We start from the raw sequence: 17,271 nt of genomic DNA, 5'->3' as shown, positions 1-17,271 counted from the left end.
GAGTAGGCTCCGACGCCGTCGTTCTTGATGCCGCTGCGGCCGAAGGTGTTCTTGTAGAAGTCCCAGGTCTCCTGGGCGCCGTAGTGGGCGTCCGCGCCCGCGGTGGCGGCGTTGGAGTTGGTGCCGTCGCCCCAGGTGTCGTTGGTCTGCGAGAACAGCGTCCCGGTCCCCGAGGTGCCGTGGTTCAGGTTGTACGTCTTGTGACCGCCGCGCGCGCCGTCGGTCAGCGTGTACGTCGAACCCGACTGCGTGGTGGTCAGCGTGACCTGCCCGCTGTAGTGGGTGTTGCCGATGCCGGTCTTGATCGCCTGGTACCGGTACAGCTCCTTGCCGGTGGTGGCGTCGGTGATGACGTGCAGCTGGCTGGGCGTGCCGTCGTCCTGGAAACCGCCGATCACCGTCTCCCAGGCGAGCTTCGGGGTGCCGGTGCCGGCCCAGATCACCTTGCGGGCGCTGTCCGCGGTGGGCTTGTCGGCGGCGAGGGACTTGGCCGTCTTCAGGGCCTGGGACTCGGCGGCGGACTTGGTGAGGGCCGCGGTGGTGGAGGCGACCTGGATCTTGTGCTTGTTGTTGTAGGTGGTGCTCACGGTGCCCGCGGCCAGGGAGGCGGGCGGGGTGTGCACGACGAGGTCGCCGCCGAGGACGGGGAGGCCGGCGTAGGTGCGCTCGTACCGGGTGTGCAGGGTGCCGTCGTTGTCCTTGACGACGTCCTTGACGACCAGCTTCTCCTTCGCGCCGAGCCCGAGGGTGCGGGCGGTCGCGGTGGTCTGCTGCTGGGCGTTCCTGATCAGCTCCTGGTGCTGGGCCGGGCTGAGCTTGGCCTCCAGACCGCCGGTGCGCAGCGGGCTGGGGTGGGCAGCGGCGGGCTTGGCGAGCGCAGGGGCCGCCTGCATGCCGACGGCGAGGAAGGCCGCGGTGGAGACCAGGGCGGCTCCGACCGTGGCGCGCTTGTGGGGAAAGCGTCTGTGGGGTCTCACTCGTACTCCTCCTGCTGCGGCCGCCGGGTCGCGACCGGTGACAGACGGGCAGACGGGTCTGCTGCCCGGGCGAGCTGAGCTGTGCGGGACCGTGATCCGAGAGCACACCGGGGATCTGTGTGCGTGGAGGAAGGATTCCAGCCTTGACTCGAACATGTCAGTCATGTCGAGGTCATTCGAGGGTTTTCCCTATGCCGGTCGGTGCGTACGGGCAGTCACGGGTACCGTGCGCGCCCTGCCGGGCGGTTACCGGTCGTCCCGTCCGGCGAGAGGACCCGGGCCCGGGTCGACGCGTTCAAATGCCGTCGCAGAAAGCGGGCTTGATGCCCCAACAGGTGGCCCGTGAGCTCGGTCCCGACGGGCTGATGCCCCGCGCCGGGCAGGAGCAGCACGTCGTGCGGCCGGCCCACGGCGAGCAGCGCGTCGGACAGCCGCAGGGTGTGGGCGGCCGGGACCTTGGGGTCGGCGAGCCCGTGGACCAGCAGCAGGGGCCGGCTGAGCCGGGGCGCCTCGCGGAGCAGGGAGCAGGCGTCGTACCGCTCGGGGTGCCCGCGGGTGGCCGAGCACCCGCTCGCGCCAGTGGGCGTCGTAGAGCCGCTGATCGGTCACGCCGGCGCCGGCCACCGCGGCACGGAAGACGTCCGGGCGGCGCAGCACGGCGAGGACGGCGAGCGAGCCGCCGAACGACCAGCCACGGATGCCCACCCTGGTCAGATCCAGCACCGGGTGCGCGCGGGCGGCCTCGTGCAGCGCGGTCACCTGATCGTCGAGCACGGGCCCGACGAGGTCGCCGTGCACCGCGCGTTCCCAGTCCGGCCCGCGGCCGGGGGTGCCCCGGCCGTCGGTCACCAGCACCGCGAAGCCCTGCTCGGCGAACCACTGCGACACCAGCGTCCGCCAGTCGTGGGCGGCGGTGACCCGCTGACGGCCCGCGCCACCGTAGGGGTCGAGCAGTACGGGAAGCGGGCCGTCGTCCGCCGCCCGGTACCAGGAGGGCAGATACAGGGCGGCCCGCAGGGCGCGCGGGCCGAGCCGCAGCAGGCTCCGGCGCACGGCCGGCACGGGCGGCTCCGCGTACGACGGCACGGCCACGGCGGTGCGCCCGGCGCGCAGCACCTCGGCACGCGGAGTCGGGCGTCCGGTGTCCGCGGTGGTCCCGACGAGGGTGCCGCCGCACAGCACTCCCCCATGCACCCCCGGGCCCGCGCTTCGCCGGCGCGGTTCGCCTCCCGGCCGCCAGGACCACAGAGCAACCCCGGTGGGGTCGTCGGACGCGGTGAACAGCACCTCGTCCCCGTCGACGCCGAGGACGGCGCGCACCTGCCGGCCCGCGGGCGTGACCGGTTCGCCGTCGGCCGTCAGGTGCCTGGTGCCCCGCAGATCCGCGTGCGCCAGCACGACTCCGGAGGCGGCGCGGGCCGGTAGCCCCGGCACCAACTCCACCCAGCGGACGTCCCGTTGCTCGTGCAGGAGCGTCGTACGGCCGTCCGCCGGGTCGATACCGAGGAGCCGGACGGTGCGCTGGCCACGGGACTGTACGACGGCGAAGGGACCGTGCGCGTCCCAGCCGGCGCCCACGACGTACTCGAAGGCCTTGCGCTCCCGACGAACAGGCGTGAGCGAGCCGTTGCGGGCGACCGGGGCCAACCAGAGCGTGACGTCGGGGTTCGGGGTGCCGGCGAAGGCGTGCCGGTGGGCCCGGGACGGGCTGTCGGGCGCGGCGGGGTCGGTGCTGTACCAGCGGTGCACCCGGCGGCGATCGGTGCGGGCACAGAGCAGGGCGGTGCCGTCGGGGGCCCACCAGTGACCGCGCGGGCCGTCGGGAAGCGTGGCGGCCGTGTGCTCCGCCACCCCGAACTCCACGTCGGCGTGGTCCGCCTGGGCGATCGGGCGGTCCCCGCTCCCGTCGGCGCCGATGACGCGGAGCGCCCCCCGGCGGACGTAGGCGATACGACGGCCTGCGCGATCCAGGCGAGGATCGGATCCGGGACGCGCGGCCGGCAGACGCCGGGGCGCGCCGCCGCACGCCCCCACGGTCCCCAGCACACCGCCCAGCGCGAAGACGACGAGCCCGGTGGACCCGTCGGTGGCATACCCCTCGATTCCCCGCGGCTCGCGCCCGGCACCGAGCAGTCTCACCGGATCGGCGAGCAACCGCTCCACTCCCGAGTCGAGTGCGAGCCGCCAGAGGGAGGCAGCGGGGTCGTCCCCCGTACGCCCGCGCAGATACAGCACGCTCCCGCCGGCCGCGGTCACGGTGAACCGACCGGGGACGCCGCGGGTGAAGCGGGCCGTGCGGACGAGCTGGGCGGGCAGGAGATCGGCGCGCACACCACATTCATACACTCGTTCGATTTATGCCGTACACGGCTCTCTACCGACAACACAAACTTTCTTGACAACTTTCTTTGTCGGTCGGATGCTGGAACCACCCTTGATCCGGCCGGAGCATGCGCCGGGCCGTGGACCACACACGAGACACCGAGGACTCACCATGCGCACCCTGATCAGCACCGCTTTCATCTCGCTCGACGGCGTCGTGGAGGCCCCCGGCGGCGAACCCGGCTACCGCAACTCCGGCTGGACCTTCAAGGACGTCGAGTTCGTCCCCGAGGCGTTCGAGATCAAGGAGCGGGAGCAGCGCGAGGCCACCGCGATCCTGATGGGACGGGTCAGCTATGAGGCGTTCAGCCCGGTATGGCCGGACATGCAGGAGTTCGCGCGCTACAAGACGATGCCGAAGTACGTCGTCTCCACGAGCCTCAGCGAGGACAGGCTGGTCTCCAACTGGGGCGAGACCACCATCCTGCGCAGCCTCGACGAGGTCGCGGACCTGAAGAAGACCGAGGGAGGCGCGATCATCGTCCACGGCAGCGCCTCACTGAACCACGGCCTCTCGGACGCCGGCCTGATCGACCGCTACCACCTGCTCGTCCACCCACTGCTGCTCGGCGCCGGCAAGCGACTGTTCAGCACCACGGACAAGGACACCCAGAAGCTGAAGCTGGTCGAGCACGACGTGTACTCCAACGGCCTGCAGAAGCAGGTCTTCGACGTCGTCCGCTGACCAGGACCGCTCCGACCGGGGTACTCGGTCACTTCGCCGGGGTGGGGACCCACTCGTCGGTCAAGGGCGTCGGACGGCCAGCCGCGCACCGCGTACTACCAGGCCGGTGGCATGTCGGAGGCGGAGCTCAACTCAACTCCCCAGTGTGTAGGCAGGTCGACGGGGGATGTTGAAGAGGGCGGTCCAGGACGCGGCCACGACGTGCTGATCGCCGTGCGGCAGGGCGAGACCGTGGGGTGCTGCGGACGGGCCCGTCGCAGGAGACGGACGCGGACACCGCGTCCGCCGGCCAGCGGGCCGGCAGGCGCGGGAGTCAGCGGACGGGGAGCCGTGGCAGGATTCCCGATCATGAGGAGTGAGCGAGAGGACCGGCCCGTCGCGCTGGTGACCGGGTCGACGTCGGGAATCGGCGAAGCCGTCGCGAGGAGGCTGTCGGCGGACGGCACACGGGTGGTACTGCACTCGCGCCGCAGCACGGAGGCCGGGGAGGCACTGGCCACCGAGCTCGGCGGCGTGTACGTACGGGCGGACCTCGCCGTGGAGGAAGAGGCCCGCGGGCTGGTGGAGGCCGCGCTCGACCGGTACGGGCGGCTGGACGTGCTGGTGAACAACGCCGGCATCAGCCGGCCGATCCCCCATGACGACCTGGCCGCCGCGACACCGGCCGACTGGCGGCAGCTGCTGGAGGTCAACCTGATCGCGCCGTGGGTGCTGTGCACCGCGGCGCTTCCCGCACTGCGCACGTCCCCCGCCGGCGGCAGCATCGTGAACATCACCAGCCATGCCGGCGTGCGCCCCAAGGGCGCGTCGGTGCCGTACGCGGCGGGCAAGGCGGCACTGAACCATGTCACCCGGCTGCTCGCGGCAGCGCTCGCCCCCGACGTACGGGTCAACGCGGTGGCGCCGGGCCTTGTGGACACGCCCATGACCAAGGGCTGGACACAGGCCCACGCACTGTGGCGCGACCGCGCCCCGATGGGCCGTCCGGCCCAGCCCGCCGACGTGGCCGACCTGGTGGCGTCCGTGATCGCCAGCACCTATCTCACCGGCGAAGTCATCCTGCTCGACGGTGGCTTGAACCTGACCTGACGGAGCGGCCCCGTCGATTCCCGGAGGATCCGGCCGCCCGTCTGGAGGACGTCCGCGCCGCCGTCGACCACCTCGAGAGACACTCGGCGACGAGACCACCCCGCACGATCTCGTCGAGGCCCACGCCCACTGCCTCACCCAGCCGATCCTCCTCGTGGTCGGAGGCGGCGCAGGATCGTCACCTCGCCACCGGCCGCGAGTGCCTCCGGCCGGCGCTCGGCGTTCGGCTTCGGCCGGGATCGCGCCCCGGCCATGGCCGGCGAGCTCGGCCACGTCACGGAGTCGGCGGACGCCGTGGGTGGATGACATGCGTGTCCCCCCGTACCCCGAACCCCGCCAACCGGCCCTGACCGGCGCGTTGTTACCGTGCACCGCGTGTCTGACTCCTCGCGCGATACCGCCCAGGGCGCCGGCTGGGGCTCCACCGAGCCCGGCGCCTACAAGCAGCTGATGCCGGACCACGTCGAAAAGCTGTCGTGGCTGAGCCCACGCACCCTGTGGGCCGCCCGCAACGGCGTACTGGCGTCCTGGTTCGGTGATCCCACCGGCCGTACCCGCAGCCGCTGGGTGGCGAGCCGGCAGGCGGCCGGGGCGCCCGCCGACAAGGTGATCCGGCGGGCGGTCACGGACCGGTTCTCCTTCATGGTCATCGGGGACACCGGCGAGGGGGACGACTCGCAGTACGCCGTCGTACCCGGCTTCCTGAAGGCGAGTCAGGGCACCGAATTCGCAGTGATCGCCAGCGACGTGATCTACCCGGTGGGCAGCGCCGACGACTACGGCAGCAAGTTCTTCCGGCCCTACCAGGACTATCCGGCGCCCATCTACGCGATACCGGGCAACCACGACTGGTACGAGGACCTCGGCGCCTTCATGCGGGTCTTCTGCGCCGACACCCTGCCGCTCGCCCGCGAGCCCCGGCCCCGTCCGTTCAGCCGCGGCTGGTGGCGGGCCCTGCTCTGGCACCGGCCCCGGCCGGCCGACGAGCAACGGCTCACCGCCGCACGGGCGTTGCGGTCGGCCCCGGGCCAACAGGCCGTGCAGCCGGGGCCGTACTGGGCGATCGACGCGGGCCCGGTACGGATCGTGGGCCTCGACACCGGACTGCTCGGCACGATCGACGCCGAACAGGGCGCCTGGCTGCGCGAGGTCTCCCGGGGACCCAGGCCGAAGATCCTGATCACCGGGTCACCGCTGTACGTCGACGGCGAGCACCACCCGTGCGCGATCGAGGGCGGCGGCACGGTGGACGACATCGTCCGGGACCCGGAGCACCACTACGTGGCCGCGATCGGCGGCGACATCCACAACTACCAGCGCTATCCGGTCGACGTGGACGGCCGCACCGTCCAGTACGTGGTCGCGGGCGGTGGCGGGGCGTTCATGCACGCCACGCACACCATCCCACGGGTGTCGGTCGCGGGCGTCACCGAGCGGGACTTCCGCTGTTATCCCCTGCGCGGCGACTCGCTGGCCTTCTACAGCCGCCTGTACGGCCGCCGCCTGCGACTGCGACGTTTCTTCACCCTGACCGAGGCCGAGGCGACCGCGGTCGTCGCCGAACGCCTCGGCGTCGAGCCGGCCCGCAAACCCGGCCCCGACGCCCGGATCACCCGGCGCAGCCGTCTGGTCGCGAGCCTCCTCGGAACCGGCGGCCGCCCGGACCGCACGTCCCGGTTCCGGCTGCCCGTGCGCAAGGTCTACACCCAGCTGTTCTCGCCCGGCTCGGCCACCTACAGCCCGCCGTTCTTCAAGTGCTTCCTGCGGCTGGACGTGGCTCCTGAGGCGGTCCGGCTGCGCTGCTTCGCCGCGACCGGCAACCGGCCGCAGGAAATCGATCCGCCGGTCGAGGACGAGATCGTGATCCCGTTGAAGTGATCACACGGTTGTCACACCCGCCTGCCAGAATCGGAGCCGGAAGCGCCCTACGACCGCTGGAGGAGCCCGTGCCGCCCCGTCCCCGCCCGCTGCGCAAGCTGGGCTTCCTCACCATCGGCCTGTTCGACCCGGCGCATCCGGCCCGCGGCCACGAGTCCACGCTGGAGATCATCGAGCTGGGCGAGCGGCTCGGTTTCGACAGCGCGTGGCTGCGCCACCGCCATCTGCAGTACGGCATCTCCTCCCCGGTCGCCGTCCTCGCCGCGGCCTCCCAGCGCACCCGCCGCATCGAGCTGGGCACCGCGGTGACCCCGCTCGGCTGGGAGAACCCGTTGCGGCTCGCCGAGGACCTGGCGACGGTGGACATCCTGTCCGGGGGCCGGCTGAACCCTGGCGTCAGCGTGGGTCCGCCGACGCACTTCGAGCAGGTGAAGGACGCCCTGTACCCGGACACGGCCGACGCCGAGGACTTCGGCTACGAGCGGGTGCGGCGGCTGCTGGACCTGGTGCGCGGCGAGCGGGCCGGCGGCTTCGGCGGGGTCGAGGGCTTCGAGGTGTTCTCGGACCAGGTCCAGCCGCAGTCCCCCGGCCTGGGCCGGCGGATGTGGTACGGCGGCGGCAGCCTCGGCTCGGCGCGCTGGGCGGGCGAGCACGGCATGAACTTCCTGACCAGCAGCGTCGTCAAGGCGGAACAGCGGGACGGGCCGTGGGATTTCGCCGAGATCCAGCTGTCCCTCGTCCGGGAGTTCCGCGCCCATCACCCCGACGGCGAGGCAGCCCGGGTCTCCCACGGTCTGGTCGTGATCCCGACCGACTCCGCGAGCCCGGAACAGCGCGCGAAGTACGAGGCGTACGCGGCGAAGCGGCTGCCCCGCACGGCCGCCCCGCAGGGACCGGCCCGGCTGCTGTTCGCCCCCGACCTGGTCGGCACGTCCGGGGAGATCGCCGAACGGCTGCGCGGGCACGCCGCGTTCCGGGAGGTGGACGAGGTGGCGTTCGCGCTGCCGTTCACCTTCGAGCACGAGGACTACGTCCAGATCCTGACGGACATGGCGACGAAGCTCGGTCCGGCGCTGGGGTGGCGGCCCGGGAGCTGACAGCGGGGCCCCGGCACCGGACGTCGTCCGGACATCCGGACGTGGTCACCCCGTCACAGGTCTCCGGGGCGTCTCCCGAGCGCGCGCTCCGGCTCCGACCGCCGGCCGATGGCACCGGCGCGCGCCTCGGCTGCCGCCCGGCCCACTTCACCGGCACACACGTCGACCGCTGACCCGGGCTGCCCGGCACCGGTCGACTGTTCATCCGCGCGTCCCGCCGGCGCACACCTCAACCGCTTCCTCCGGGCCGCCCCGCCGGCACCACCTCGCCTGCCGGCCCGAGCCCGGTTCACCAGCGGCCCGGTTCCGTGCCGACCACCGCCTCCGACCGTCTGCCGTCCGCCCCCACCGGCACGTCGCCCCGGAGCATCACCCGGTGCATGACCCTGGAGGAGCCGACGTGGGCGTGGTCGCCCGGGGCCAGGTGGATGGTGGCCCGGTTGTCCCAGAAGGCGACGCTGCCCGGCTCCCAGCGGAAGCGGACCGTGTACTCGGGGCGGACGGCCTGCTCCAGCAACATCTCCAGCAGTGCCGCGCTCTCCGGGCGGGAGACCTCCGTGATCTGTTCCAGGTAGTAGCCGTTGACGAACAGCACCCGCTCCCCCGTCTCGGGGTGCACCCGGACCAGCGGGTGCACCGAGGCCACCTGGTGGTCGAGCAGATGACGCAGATAGGCGTCCTCGCCGGGGCGGGGCTGGTAGCCCACGCCGAGCCGGTGCTCGGCGCGCAGCCCGTCCACGAACGCCCGCACCGGCGCCGAGAGCCCGGCGTAGGCGGCGGCGAGATTGGCCCAGGTGGTGTCGCCACCGTACTCCGGGACGGTCTCGGCACGCAGGATGGTCGCGGCCGGCGGGTCGATCCGGGCGCCGTGGTCGCAGTGCCAGCCGCGCAGCAGACTGTGCCGGCGCCGGCGCAGCCACTCCTCGTGCTCCATGCCGAACCGGCCGCCCAGCTCCAGCCGGTCCGCCGTGGTCTCCACCTCGGGGAAGTCCGCCGGTGAGGCGCTGCCCCGCCGGCCGAGGACGACAGGTGCGCCGAAGCGGCGGGCGAACGCGACGTGCCCCGCGTGGTCCAGCTCCTGCCCGCGGAAGAACACCACCTTCCAGCGCAGCACGGCCCGCCGGATCAGGGCCACCACGGCGTCGTCCAGCGGCCCGGCGAGGTCGGCACCGGTGATCTCGGCGCCGATGTGCCCGGCGACCGGCCTCACCTCCACGCCCTCGACCCGCGCGGTCCGGTCCGCGGTGGCCCTGTGTGTCGTCATGCGCACTCCGATGCTCGTCCGAACCGGCTCCCTCATGATCGTGGCACCCCGGCCCCTCACACGGCGAACTCCCGAACGACCGTGTTCCGGAACACCGCCGTACGGCGGCGGCGCGGACCGCGGGCGACCGGGCCGGGCCGGTAGCCGAGCTGGGCGGCGGCCTGCCGGATGCGCTCCTGGGTGGCGGGCGAGAGGTTGCTCTCGGCGTGGCCGTTGCAGACGAAGGACACGGCGGTGTGCGAGACGCCGGCGAGCCGGGCGACGTCCCGTGAGGTGGGTCGTCCGCTGTCCTCTCCCCCGCCCGGTTGATCAGCGCTCGCCCCATCCGTGAGGCTGGGAGGAGGACACAGTCGAGGGAAGGTCCCATCGTGAACGGCATTCCGGCGCACACGCTCAACGACGGTACGACGCTCCCCGCCATCGGCCTCGGCACCTGGCCGCTGGACGACAGGGCGGCCGAGCGGGCCGTACGCTCCGCGCTCGACCTGGGCTACCGGCTGGTGGACACCGCGACGAACTACCGCAACGAGACCGGTGTCGGGCGGGGCGTGGCGGCCGGCGGCGTGCCCCGCGAGGAGGTGGTGGTGACCACCAAACTGCCCGGCCGGCACCACGGCTACGAGGAGACCCTCGCCTCCTTCGAGGAGTCCCGGCGGCGGCTCGGCCTGGAATACGTGGACCTGTATCTGATCCACTGGCCCAATCCCCGGGTCGGCAAGTACGTCGAGTCCTGGAAGGCGATGATCAAGCTGCGCGAGGACGGACTGGTCCGCTCGATCGGTGTCTCGAACTTCACCCCGGAGCACATCGTCCGGCTGGAGAAGGAGACCGGGGTGCTGCCCTCGGTGAACCAGGTCGAGCTGCATCCGCTGTTCCCGCAGGAGGAACTGCGCGCCTTCCACGCGGACAAGGACATCGTCACCGAGAGCTGGAGCCCGCTGGGCCGGGGCAGCGATCTGCTGGACGATCCGGCGGTCGCGGAGGTCGCCGAGGCGCACGGGGTGACACCGGCGCAGGTGCTGCTGCGCTGGCACGTGCAGCTGGGGGCGCTGCCCGTCCCGAAGTCGGCCGACCCCGGCCGGCAGCGCGCCAATCTGGACGTCTTCGGCTTCGAGCTGGACTCCGACCAGCTGGCGGCGATCGCCCGCCACGCGCCGCGCCGGCTCGGCGGTGACCCCGAGCGGCACGAGGAGTTCTGAGGCCGCCAGGACCTCGGCCGGAGTCGGCGTGGCAGTGCCTGGTCCTGTCACTCCCAGGATCAGCGGGGTACTGCAACGGCGTGCGCCAGGGGCGCAGGGTGGGGTGCGGGGCCACCGGTCGGGCCGGTGGCCCGGACATCCTGAGCGACATCCTGAGAGGTACGACATGACTACACGGCTCGGCGGCACGATCACCCCGGCAGACGGCCTGACCCTGACCCGCGTCGGGTACGGCGCCATGCAGCTGGCCGGGCCGCACGTCTTCGGCCCGCCCAAGGACCGGGACCGGGCCGTGGCGGTGCTGCGCGCGGTGGTGGAGGCGGGCATCACGCACATCGACACCGCCGACTTCTACGGGCCCGTGGTCGTGAACGAGCTCATCCGGGAGGCCCTGCACCCCTATCCCGGGGATCTGCACATCGTCACCAAGGTCGGTGCCCGCCGGGGAGCCGACGGCGGCTGGAACATGTCGCGACACCCCGAGGACCTGAAGGCGCAGGTGTACGACAACCTGCGGAACCTGGGCGTGGAGACGCTGGACGTGGTGAACCTGCGGCTGGGTGACGTGGACGCCCCGAACGACGAGTCCCTGGCCGAGCAGTTCGGCGCGCTGGCCGAGCTGCGGGAGCGGGGCGTGATCCGGCACCTGGGGCTGAGCACGGTGAGCGCCGCGCAACTGGACGAGGCGCTCGCGATCGCGCCCGTGGTGACCGTGCAGAACCTGTACAACCTGGCCAACCGGCAGGACGACGCGCTGGTGGAGCGCACGGCGGCGGCGAACATCGCCTTCGTGCCGTACTTCCCGCTGGGCGGCTTCACCCCACTGCAGTCCGAGGCGCTGGCGAAGGTCGCCGCCCGGCTGGAGGCCTCGCCGCAGCAGGTGGCGCTGGCCTGGCTGCTGCGCCGGTCGCCGAACATCGCGCTCATCCCGGGCACCTCCTCGCCGGAGCACCTGCGGGAGAACATCGCCGCCGCGTCCCTGGTGCTGCCGGACGACGCGGTCGCCGAGCTGGACGGCATCGCGGGCTGAACGACCCGCTCCGGGGGTACTCGGGGTCGCGTGAGCCGGCGTACGGAAGGAGCCGCAGGTGGCAGCGGAGGACCGACTGGGGACGTACCGCGGCAAGCGCGACTTCGAGCGGACCCGCGAGCCGTCGGGGCACGGGTCCCGGGCCGAGGGTGACGAGCCCCGTTTCGTCGTGCAGATCCACGACGCGCGGCGGATGCACTTCGACTTCCGGCTGCAGGTCGCCGACGTCCTGAAGTCCTGGGCGATCCCCAAGGGCCCGTCCACCGACCCCGGGGACAAGCGGATGGCCGTACCGACCGAGGACCATCCCCTGGAGTACGAGGACTTCGAGGGCGTGATCCCGAAGGGCGAGTACGGCGGCGGCACGGTGATCGTGTGGGACCGGGGGACGTACGAGCCGCTCAGCCATGACCGCAGGGGCCGTCCGGTGGAGTTCGCGGAGTCCCTGGAGCGCGGGCACGCCACGTTCCGGCTGCACGGGTCCAAGCTGCACGGGGAGTACGCGCTGACCCGTTTCCGCGGCGGCGCGGACGAGGAGGAGGCCTGGCTGCTGGTGCGCAAGGGGCCGGCGCGGTCGGCCGGGCACGGCACCCCTGACCCCCGGCGGGCCCGCTCGGTGCGCACCGGACGCACTCTCGCGCAGGTCGCGGCCGACGGCGAGGAGTGAGCGGCGGTGCCGGGACCCCTGGACTCGCTGCCGCCCGACCTGCGGGAGCTGCTGCGCCCGGCCGAGCCGGGCCGGGAGCTCGCCGCGGCCCCCATGCTGGCCACGCTCAGCGACCGACGGGAGTTCGGCGAGGGCTGGCTGTTCGAGCGGAAGCTGGACGGGGTGCGGCTGCTGGCGGTGCGCGAGGATGACCAGGTACGGCTGCTCTCGCGCACGGGTCAGCGGCTGAACGACACCTACCCGGAGATCGTCGAGGAGCTCGCGGCGCAGGAGTGCACCGACTTCACGGTGGACGGCGAGGTCGTCGCGTTCTCCGGCGGCCGGACCGACTTCGCGCGGCTGCAGCGGCGGTCGGGGCTGACCCGGCGCCGGGACATCGAGGCCTCCGGGGTCGCGGTGACGTACTACCTCTTCGACCTGTTGCGTCTGGAGGGCTGCGACACCCGTCGACTCCCGCTGCGCGTCCGCAAGTCGCTGCTGCGCCGGGCGCTGTCCTTCCGCGCCCCGCTGCGGCTGACCCCGCATCGCAACGCGGGCGGCGCCGAGTCGCTGGCCGAGGCCTGCGGCCGGGGCTGGGAGGGGCTGATCGCCAAGCGGGCCGACGGACCGTACCGGACGCGCCGGTCCCCGGACTGGCTGAAGCTCAAGTGCGCACAGGGCCAGGAGTTCGTGATCGGCGGCTTCACCGAACCGGCGGGCAGCAGAGTCGGTTTGGGCGCGCTGCTCCTCGGCCATTACGACGGTGACCGGCTGCGCTATGCCGGGAAGGTCGGCACGGGTTTCGACCGGCGGACGCTGCTGGCGCTGCGCGAGCGGCTGGACGGGCTGCGCCGGGACGCCTCGCCCTTCACGGGTGCCGTGCGCGAGACGCGCGCCCGCTGGGTGGAGCCCGAGCTGGTCGCACAGATCGCGTTCACCGAGTGGACCAGGGACGGGATGCTGCGCCATCCCCGCTTCCTGGGGCTGCGCGCGGACAAACGGGCACGGGATGTGGTGCGGGAGCGCGCGGCGGCGTAGTTCCTGAGACGGTTGCAGCCGCGTACGGAGGTGCGGAGCTTCCCGGAGCGTACGGGGGCGCGGCGGGCATCCGGATCACCCGGTTCCGCCCCTCCAACGCGGCCGCGCTGTCCCTCCGTTCACGGCGGCACCCCGTTCGCGGGCCGGCCCACGACATCGTCGGCCGAGTGGCCGTGAGCCGCCGCGCGCCCTCGCTCCACCCGGTCACCATGCCCGGGGCGTCGATGATCACCACGCTGGCACCATGCTTCATCTACCCAAGGCCGTCCGACTGGTCCGGCATATCGAGCGCGGGGCCGCGCCGGTATATCCCGTTCAGCGGGGGCGGTTCATCCCGTGTGGGCGCGCAGGGCGGCGAGAGCCCGGTCGGCGTGGGTGTTCATGCGCAGTTCACTGCGGACGATCTCCAGCACCGTGCGGTCCTGGCCGATCACGAAGGTGACGCGTTTGGTGGGGGCGAGCGAGAAGCCTCGCTTGACGCCGAACCGCTCACGGACCGTGCCGTCGGCGTCCGAGAACAGCGGCATGCCGAGGCCGTGCCGGCCGGCGAACTCCTGCTGCTTGTCGACGCTGTCGCCGCTGATCCCGACGGGCCGGGCACCGGCCGCGGCGAATTCGGCGGCGAGGTCACGGAAGTGGCAGGCCTCGGCCGTGCAGCCGGGGGTGAGGGCGGCCGGGTAGAAGAAGAGGACGACCGGCCCGTCGGCCAGCAGCTCGCTGAGCCGACGGGTGGTGCCGGTCTCGTCGGGAAGGGCGAAGTCCGCCACTTTGTCCCCGATCTCGATGCGTTCCGTCATGACCGTCCCTTCTCGTTCCGGGCGATTCCCCGGGCCCACAGCACCAGCGGCACCTGCAGCGGCAGCCGGGCGAGGGCGGCCGTCCGCAGGGGCGCGGGCCGGTGCCGCCAGTCCGCCGCCATCTGTACGTTCGCCGGGAGCACCCCGACGAAGAAGGCCGCGGCCGCCTTCGCGGCGACCGCGCGCGTCCGGGGAGCCGCGATCCCGGCCGCCAGTGCCAGCTCCACCGCCCCGCTGCCGTACGTCCATGCCCTGGGCGAGCCGGGCAGCGCGCGCGGCACGATGGCGTCGAACGGCCGCGGGGCGGCGAAATGGGCGACGCCGGCGGCGGCCAGAAGGCCGGCGAGCAGCAGGGGTGAGCGTTCGGACCGGGGCACGGTTCCTCCTGTGATGGCCTGCCGCTGGATATTACTGGACGGTAGACACGAGGGTGAGCCCTGGTGGCGGAACGCCGCCGGTCACCGCGCGCCAACCGCCCTGTCCGGCTCCCGGCCGGATTCATCGTCGACCGTGCAGGCGAGGAAGTCGTCGACCATGCGGTGGAAGAGCGTCGCCCTCTGCCGCAGGTCCCCGGGCCGCCGGCCGTCCAGGGCGAGCTGCATGCTCCGGGCCCCGGCCTCGCGGATCCGGCCCACGGCCCCCTGACCCATGCCGGTCGGCCGGATCCGCTGGGCGCGCCGGTCGACGGCGTCCGGCACGCGGGTCACACATCCGGCCTTCTGCAGCTGCTGCGCGGTCCGCGTCACTTGGGAGGCCTCCACGCCCAGGCGGTGGGCGAGTTCCCCGGGCCGCAGCGGTTCGCAGTCGGCGATCTGCCGCAGCAGGGCCACGGCGGCCCGGTCCAGCGGCACCCCGGCCGGCGCCGTCATCCGCTCGTACTGCCGGGCCCGGGTGCCGAGGCAGGTGATGCGCGTCAGGGCACGCTCGATCGCTCCGGTTCCCCCGGCGGCCGGCCCTCGGGGCACGTCGGCCGCGTGTCGTACAGGCCGCCCCTGGGCAAGGGCGTGCTGGAATCGGCGAGTCCACGCCCTTTGGAACAACGGAGGAACCCCATGGCCTTCGCCGTCGTCGCCCAGTACCAGTGCGCCCCCGCCGACGCGAACACCGTGCGCGACGCACTGCGGAAGATGCGCGAACTCGTCCCGTCGGAACCCGCGAACCTCGCCTACGAGGCACATGAGGTCGTCGACGAGCCGGGAGCCTTCGTGCTGTACGAGCGCTACACCGACCGCGCAGGCTTCGAGGCCCACAAGGAGACGGCCCATTTCGCGGAGCTGATCCGGGGAACGGTGTTCCCGCTGCTGAGGGAGCGGACCGTCACCTTCGCCGAGACGGTCTGACCCGTCCGGTTCCGGGCGGTGCGCGCTCGGGACACCTCACCCGGACATCCTCGGGAACGGCGGGACGTCCCGCCACCGCGCCCCAGGCGGGCCGACCCGTGGCGCAGGCGCCCGTCCCGGGGGACGTTCCGGCCGTCCCGGGGGACACCGGGACGGCATTCCGGCGGCCCGTCACGGAAACCCTGGCTCTCGTGATCACTGCTCGTGGTCACGAGAACGACAGCCGGAGGTTGCCATGATCCGACGGAGTCTCAAGAGCGGTCTGCTGGCCACGGTGGCGGTGCTCGCCTTCCTGCCCGCGGCGGCCGGCGCCGCCGCGGCGAGCACCGCCGCCCCGCGCCCGGCACCCAGCGTCACCGCCCAGCACCACGCGCTGCACACCCACCGCGTCCACCACCGCCGGTACGTCACCCATCGCCGGCACCACCGCGTCCACCTCCGCACGCATCACACGCGGCGAGTGCACCGGATCCACCGGCTCACGGCCCAGCGCGCGGCGTACCGCTTCATGCCGCGGACGACGGCCTACCGTCTTGCCCCGCACACGGCACCGTACCGCCTGCGGTACCGCCTCGCGGCACAGTGGCTGACACCCCGCCACTTCCGTCCGGTCACCGGTCGCGTCGTCACCCGCCACGCCCGGCTGAACGTCCGCTCCGGTCCGGGCACCGGCTACCGCGTGATCGGCCACCGGCACGCCAACCGGACCCTGGTGCTGGCCTGCCGGACGCGCGGCTCCTGGGTGTACGGGAACCGCATCTGGTACCGGCTGCCGCACCACGCGGGCTACGTCTCGGCCCGCTACGTCCGCGCCCACCGCGCCCTCCCGTGGTGCTGACGGAACGGCACCGCCGCACCGCCTAGCCACCGAAGGCCCGTTCGACGACCCCCGAACGGGCCTTCGGTATGCCCGCACCTCACCCTCCTCCTACCTCTCTCGGGGTTGCAGCCGGCCCGTACCCGGGAAGCCATTCCGACAACAGGGGCGAAATCGCCCATAGCGGAAAGGGAGTCGAGGACGCACGATGCGGCACCCCGAAGCATCGACCAGACCGGACGAGCCGCTGGTGGTGGAACTGCGCGGGCTGAAGGACCGTACGGGCCTGAGCCTGGCGGCGCTGGCCGCGCGCACCCCGTACAGCAAGTCCGCGTGGCACCGCTATCTGTCCGGCGGCACGCCGCCGCCGAGGCCCGCCGTGGAGGCCCTGTGCCGGCTCGCCGGCATCGATCCCGAGGCCGTACTGGCACGGTGGGACGCGGCGGACGCGGAACCGCCCGCGGCCGCGCCCGAACCGCCCGGCCGGACGCGGTGGGTCGGTCGGATGCCGTCGTGGCGTGCGCCCTGGCTTCCGCTGTCCGTGTTCGCGCTGTGCGGTACGGCGGCGGCGGTGGCCGCCGCCGTGGCCCTGTCCGCGCGGCCGGGCACCGCGCCCACCGCGCAGACCGTGTCGGCCGCGCCCCGCTGTCACGGCGGCTCCTGCCAGGGCGAGTTGCCGGACGCGTCGGCGTGCGCCCGCGACGCGCGGACCAAGAGCACGGTCACCGGTCCGGCCTACACCGTCCGGCTGCGCTACTCGCCGGCCTGCGGCACCGCCTGGTCCGAGGTGTGGCTGCGGTCGGCCAAGGCCCGTGAGGTGTCGGTCCGCGCGGGCCAGAACGTGCTGTCGGCCGGGTATCCGGCGTCCGACTCCACCGGGGACAGCAGCCCGATGCTCTCGGTGTCCTCTCCGCGGGGTGTGGAGGCGTGTGCCGAGGTGGAGGGAGAGCTGGCCTGCACGGGCCTGGACGTGGAGCCGAACGGGCAGGGGTGACCGAGGTGCGATGCGCCGGGCGCCGCACCCGCAGGCAG

15 protein-coding genes and 3 pseudogenes are annotated in these 17,271 nt (G+C 73.0%); 11 read left to right on the top strand and 7 right to left on the bottom strand.

Annotated features, from left to right (window positions below; translation table 11 throughout):
• Together AB0L59_RS41455 and AB0L59_RS41450 are read right to left on the bottom strand one after the other, a co-directional pair.
• Nucleotides 1–977, bottom strand: a pseudogene (locus AB0L59_RS41455) (M4 family peptidase); the annotation flags it as partial.
• Between the two features lie 215 nt (nt 978–1,192).
• Nucleotides 1,193–3,011, bottom strand: a pseudogene (locus tag AB0L59_RS41450) (prolyl oligopeptidase family serine peptidase).
• 460 nt (nt 3,012–3,471) lie between these two features.
• On the opposite strand from AB0L59_RS41450, the gene AB0L59_RS41445 reads away from it, so the two are divergent.
• The 4 genes from AB0L59_RS41445 to AB0L59_RS41430 all read left to right on the top strand — a co-directional run bounded on the left by AB0L59_RS41445 (nt 3,472) and on the right by AB0L59_RS41430 (nt 8,108).
• Complete coding sequence (locus AB0L59_RS41445; RefSeq protein WP_365593166.1) at nt 3,472–4,044, top strand: dihydrofolate reductase family protein; 573 nt, start codon at nt 3,472–3,474, stop codon at nt 4,042–4,044.
• Between the two features lie 348 nt (nt 4,045–4,392).
• Nucleotides 4,393–5,133 carry an SDR family oxidoreductase gene (locus AB0L59_RS41440; RefSeq protein ID WP_365593163.1) on the top strand — a complete coding sequence of 247 codons (741 nt, stop codon included), beginning with the start codon at nt 4,393–4,395 and terminating at the stop codon, nt 5,131–5,133.
• A gap of 375 nt (nt 5,134–5,508) precedes the next feature.
• Nucleotides 5,509–7,011, top strand: a complete 1,503-nt coding sequence (locus AB0L59_RS41435; protein ID WP_365593161.1) for a metallophosphoesterase — start codon at nt 5,509–5,511, stop codon at nt 7,009–7,011.
• A 68-nt stretch (nt 7,012–7,079) separates the two neighbouring features.
• A complete protein-coding gene (locus AB0L59_RS41430) occupies nt 7,080–8,108 on the top strand; it encodes an LLM class flavin-dependent oxidoreductase (RefSeq protein WP_365593158.1) in 1,029 nt (342 codons plus the stop codon).
• Nucleotides 8,109–8,397: 289 nt separating this feature from the next.
• Here AB0L59_RS41430 and AB0L59_RS41425 read toward each other — a convergent pair whose 3' ends face one another.
• Nucleotides 8,398–9,372: a TauD/TfdA family dioxygenase gene (locus tag AB0L59_RS41425; RefSeq protein ID WP_365593155.1), complete on the bottom strand. Its 975-nt coding sequence runs from the start codon at nt 9,370–9,372 to the stop codon at nt 8,398–8,400.
• Nucleotides 9,373–9,464: 92 nt separating this feature from the next.
• Nucleotides 9,465–9,722: pseudogene (locus tag AB0L59_RS41420) on the bottom strand (LacI family DNA-binding transcriptional regulator); the annotation flags it as partial.
• Nucleotides 9,723–9,740: 18 nt separating this feature from the next.
• Here AB0L59_RS41420 and AB0L59_RS41415 point away from each other — a divergent pair.
• From AB0L59_RS41415 to ligD, 4 genes are all read left to right on the top strand, one after another.
• Entirely contained in the window at nt 9,741–10,571 is an 831-nt protein-coding gene (locus AB0L59_RS41415) for an aldo/keto reductase (protein ID WP_365593153.1), read from the top strand.
• Between the two features lie 166 nt (nt 10,572–10,737).
• Nucleotides 10,738–11,601 carry an oxidoreductase gene (locus AB0L59_RS41410; RefSeq protein ID WP_365593151.1) on the top strand — a complete coding sequence of 288 codons (864 nt, stop codon included), beginning with the start codon at nt 10,738–10,740 and terminating at the stop codon, nt 11,599–11,601.
• A 58-nt stretch (nt 11,602–11,659) separates the two neighbouring features.
• On the top strand, nt 11,660–12,268 hold the full coding sequence (locus AB0L59_RS41405) for a DNA polymerase ligase N-terminal domain-containing protein (RefSeq protein WP_365593149.1): 609 nt from the start codon (nt 11,660–11,662) through the stop codon (nt 12,266–12,268).
• Nucleotides 12,269–12,274: 6 nt separating this feature from the next.
• Nucleotides 12,275–13,285 carry a non-homologous end-joining DNA ligase gene (gene ligD / locus AB0L59_RS41400; RefSeq protein WP_365593146.1) on the top strand — a complete coding sequence of 337 codons (1,011 nt, stop codon included), beginning with the start codon at nt 12,275–12,277 and terminating at the stop codon, nt 13,283–13,285.
• A 329-nt stretch (nt 13,286–13,614) separates the two neighbouring features.
• Here ligD and AB0L59_RS41395 read toward each other — a convergent pair whose 3' ends face one another.
• From AB0L59_RS41395 to AB0L59_RS41385, 3 genes are all read right to left on the bottom strand, one after another.
• A complete protein-coding gene (locus AB0L59_RS41395) occupies nt 13,615–14,082 on the bottom strand; it encodes a peroxiredoxin (RefSeq protein WP_365593143.1) in 468 nt (155 codons plus the stop codon).
• Entirely contained in the window at nt 14,079–14,459 is a 381-nt protein-coding gene (locus AB0L59_RS41390) for a hypothetical protein (protein ID WP_365593141.1), read from the bottom strand. The genes AB0L59_RS41395 and AB0L59_RS41390 overlap by 4 nt, the downstream gene beginning before the upstream one ends.
• Before the next feature lie 81 nt (nt 14,460–14,540).
• Nucleotides 14,541–15,047: a MarR family transcriptional regulator gene (locus tag AB0L59_RS41385; protein WP_365593138.1), complete on the bottom strand. Its 507-nt coding sequence runs from the start codon at nt 15,045–15,047 to the stop codon at nt 14,541–14,543.
• Between the two features lie 87 nt (nt 15,048–15,134).
• Between AB0L59_RS41385 and AB0L59_RS41380 the strand changes: the two genes are divergently transcribed.
• The 3 genes from AB0L59_RS41380 to AB0L59_RS41370 all read left to right on the top strand — a co-directional run bounded on the left by AB0L59_RS41380 (nt 15,135) and on the right by AB0L59_RS41370 (nt 17,233).
• Nucleotides 15,135–15,422 (top strand): putative quinol monooxygenase, encoded by a 288-nt coding sequence (locus tag AB0L59_RS41380; protein WP_365593135.1) that lies wholly within the window; start codon nt 15,135–15,137, stop codon nt 15,420–15,422.
• Between the two features lie 235 nt (nt 15,423–15,657).
• Complete coding sequence (locus tag AB0L59_RS41375; protein ID WP_365593133.1) at nt 15,658–16,260, top strand: hypothetical protein; 603 nt, start codon at nt 15,658–15,660, stop codon at nt 16,258–16,260.
• Nucleotides 16,261–16,447: 187 nt separating this feature from the next.
• On the top strand, nt 16,448–17,233 hold the full coding sequence (locus AB0L59_RS41370; RefSeq protein WP_365593132.1) for an XRE family transcriptional regulator: 786 nt from the start codon (nt 16,448–16,450) through the stop codon (nt 17,231–17,233).
• Nucleotides 17,234–17,271: the final 38 nt, after the last annotated feature.

Origin of the sequence: Streptomyces sp. NPDC052109 (assembly GCF_040680195.1) — a bacterium.
GTDB lineage: Bacteria > Actinomycetota > Actinomycetes > Streptomycetales > Streptomycetaceae > Streptomyces.
The sequence above is the reverse complement of the archived record's forward strand: the minus strand, read 5'-3'. Positions and strand labels throughout refer to the sequence as shown.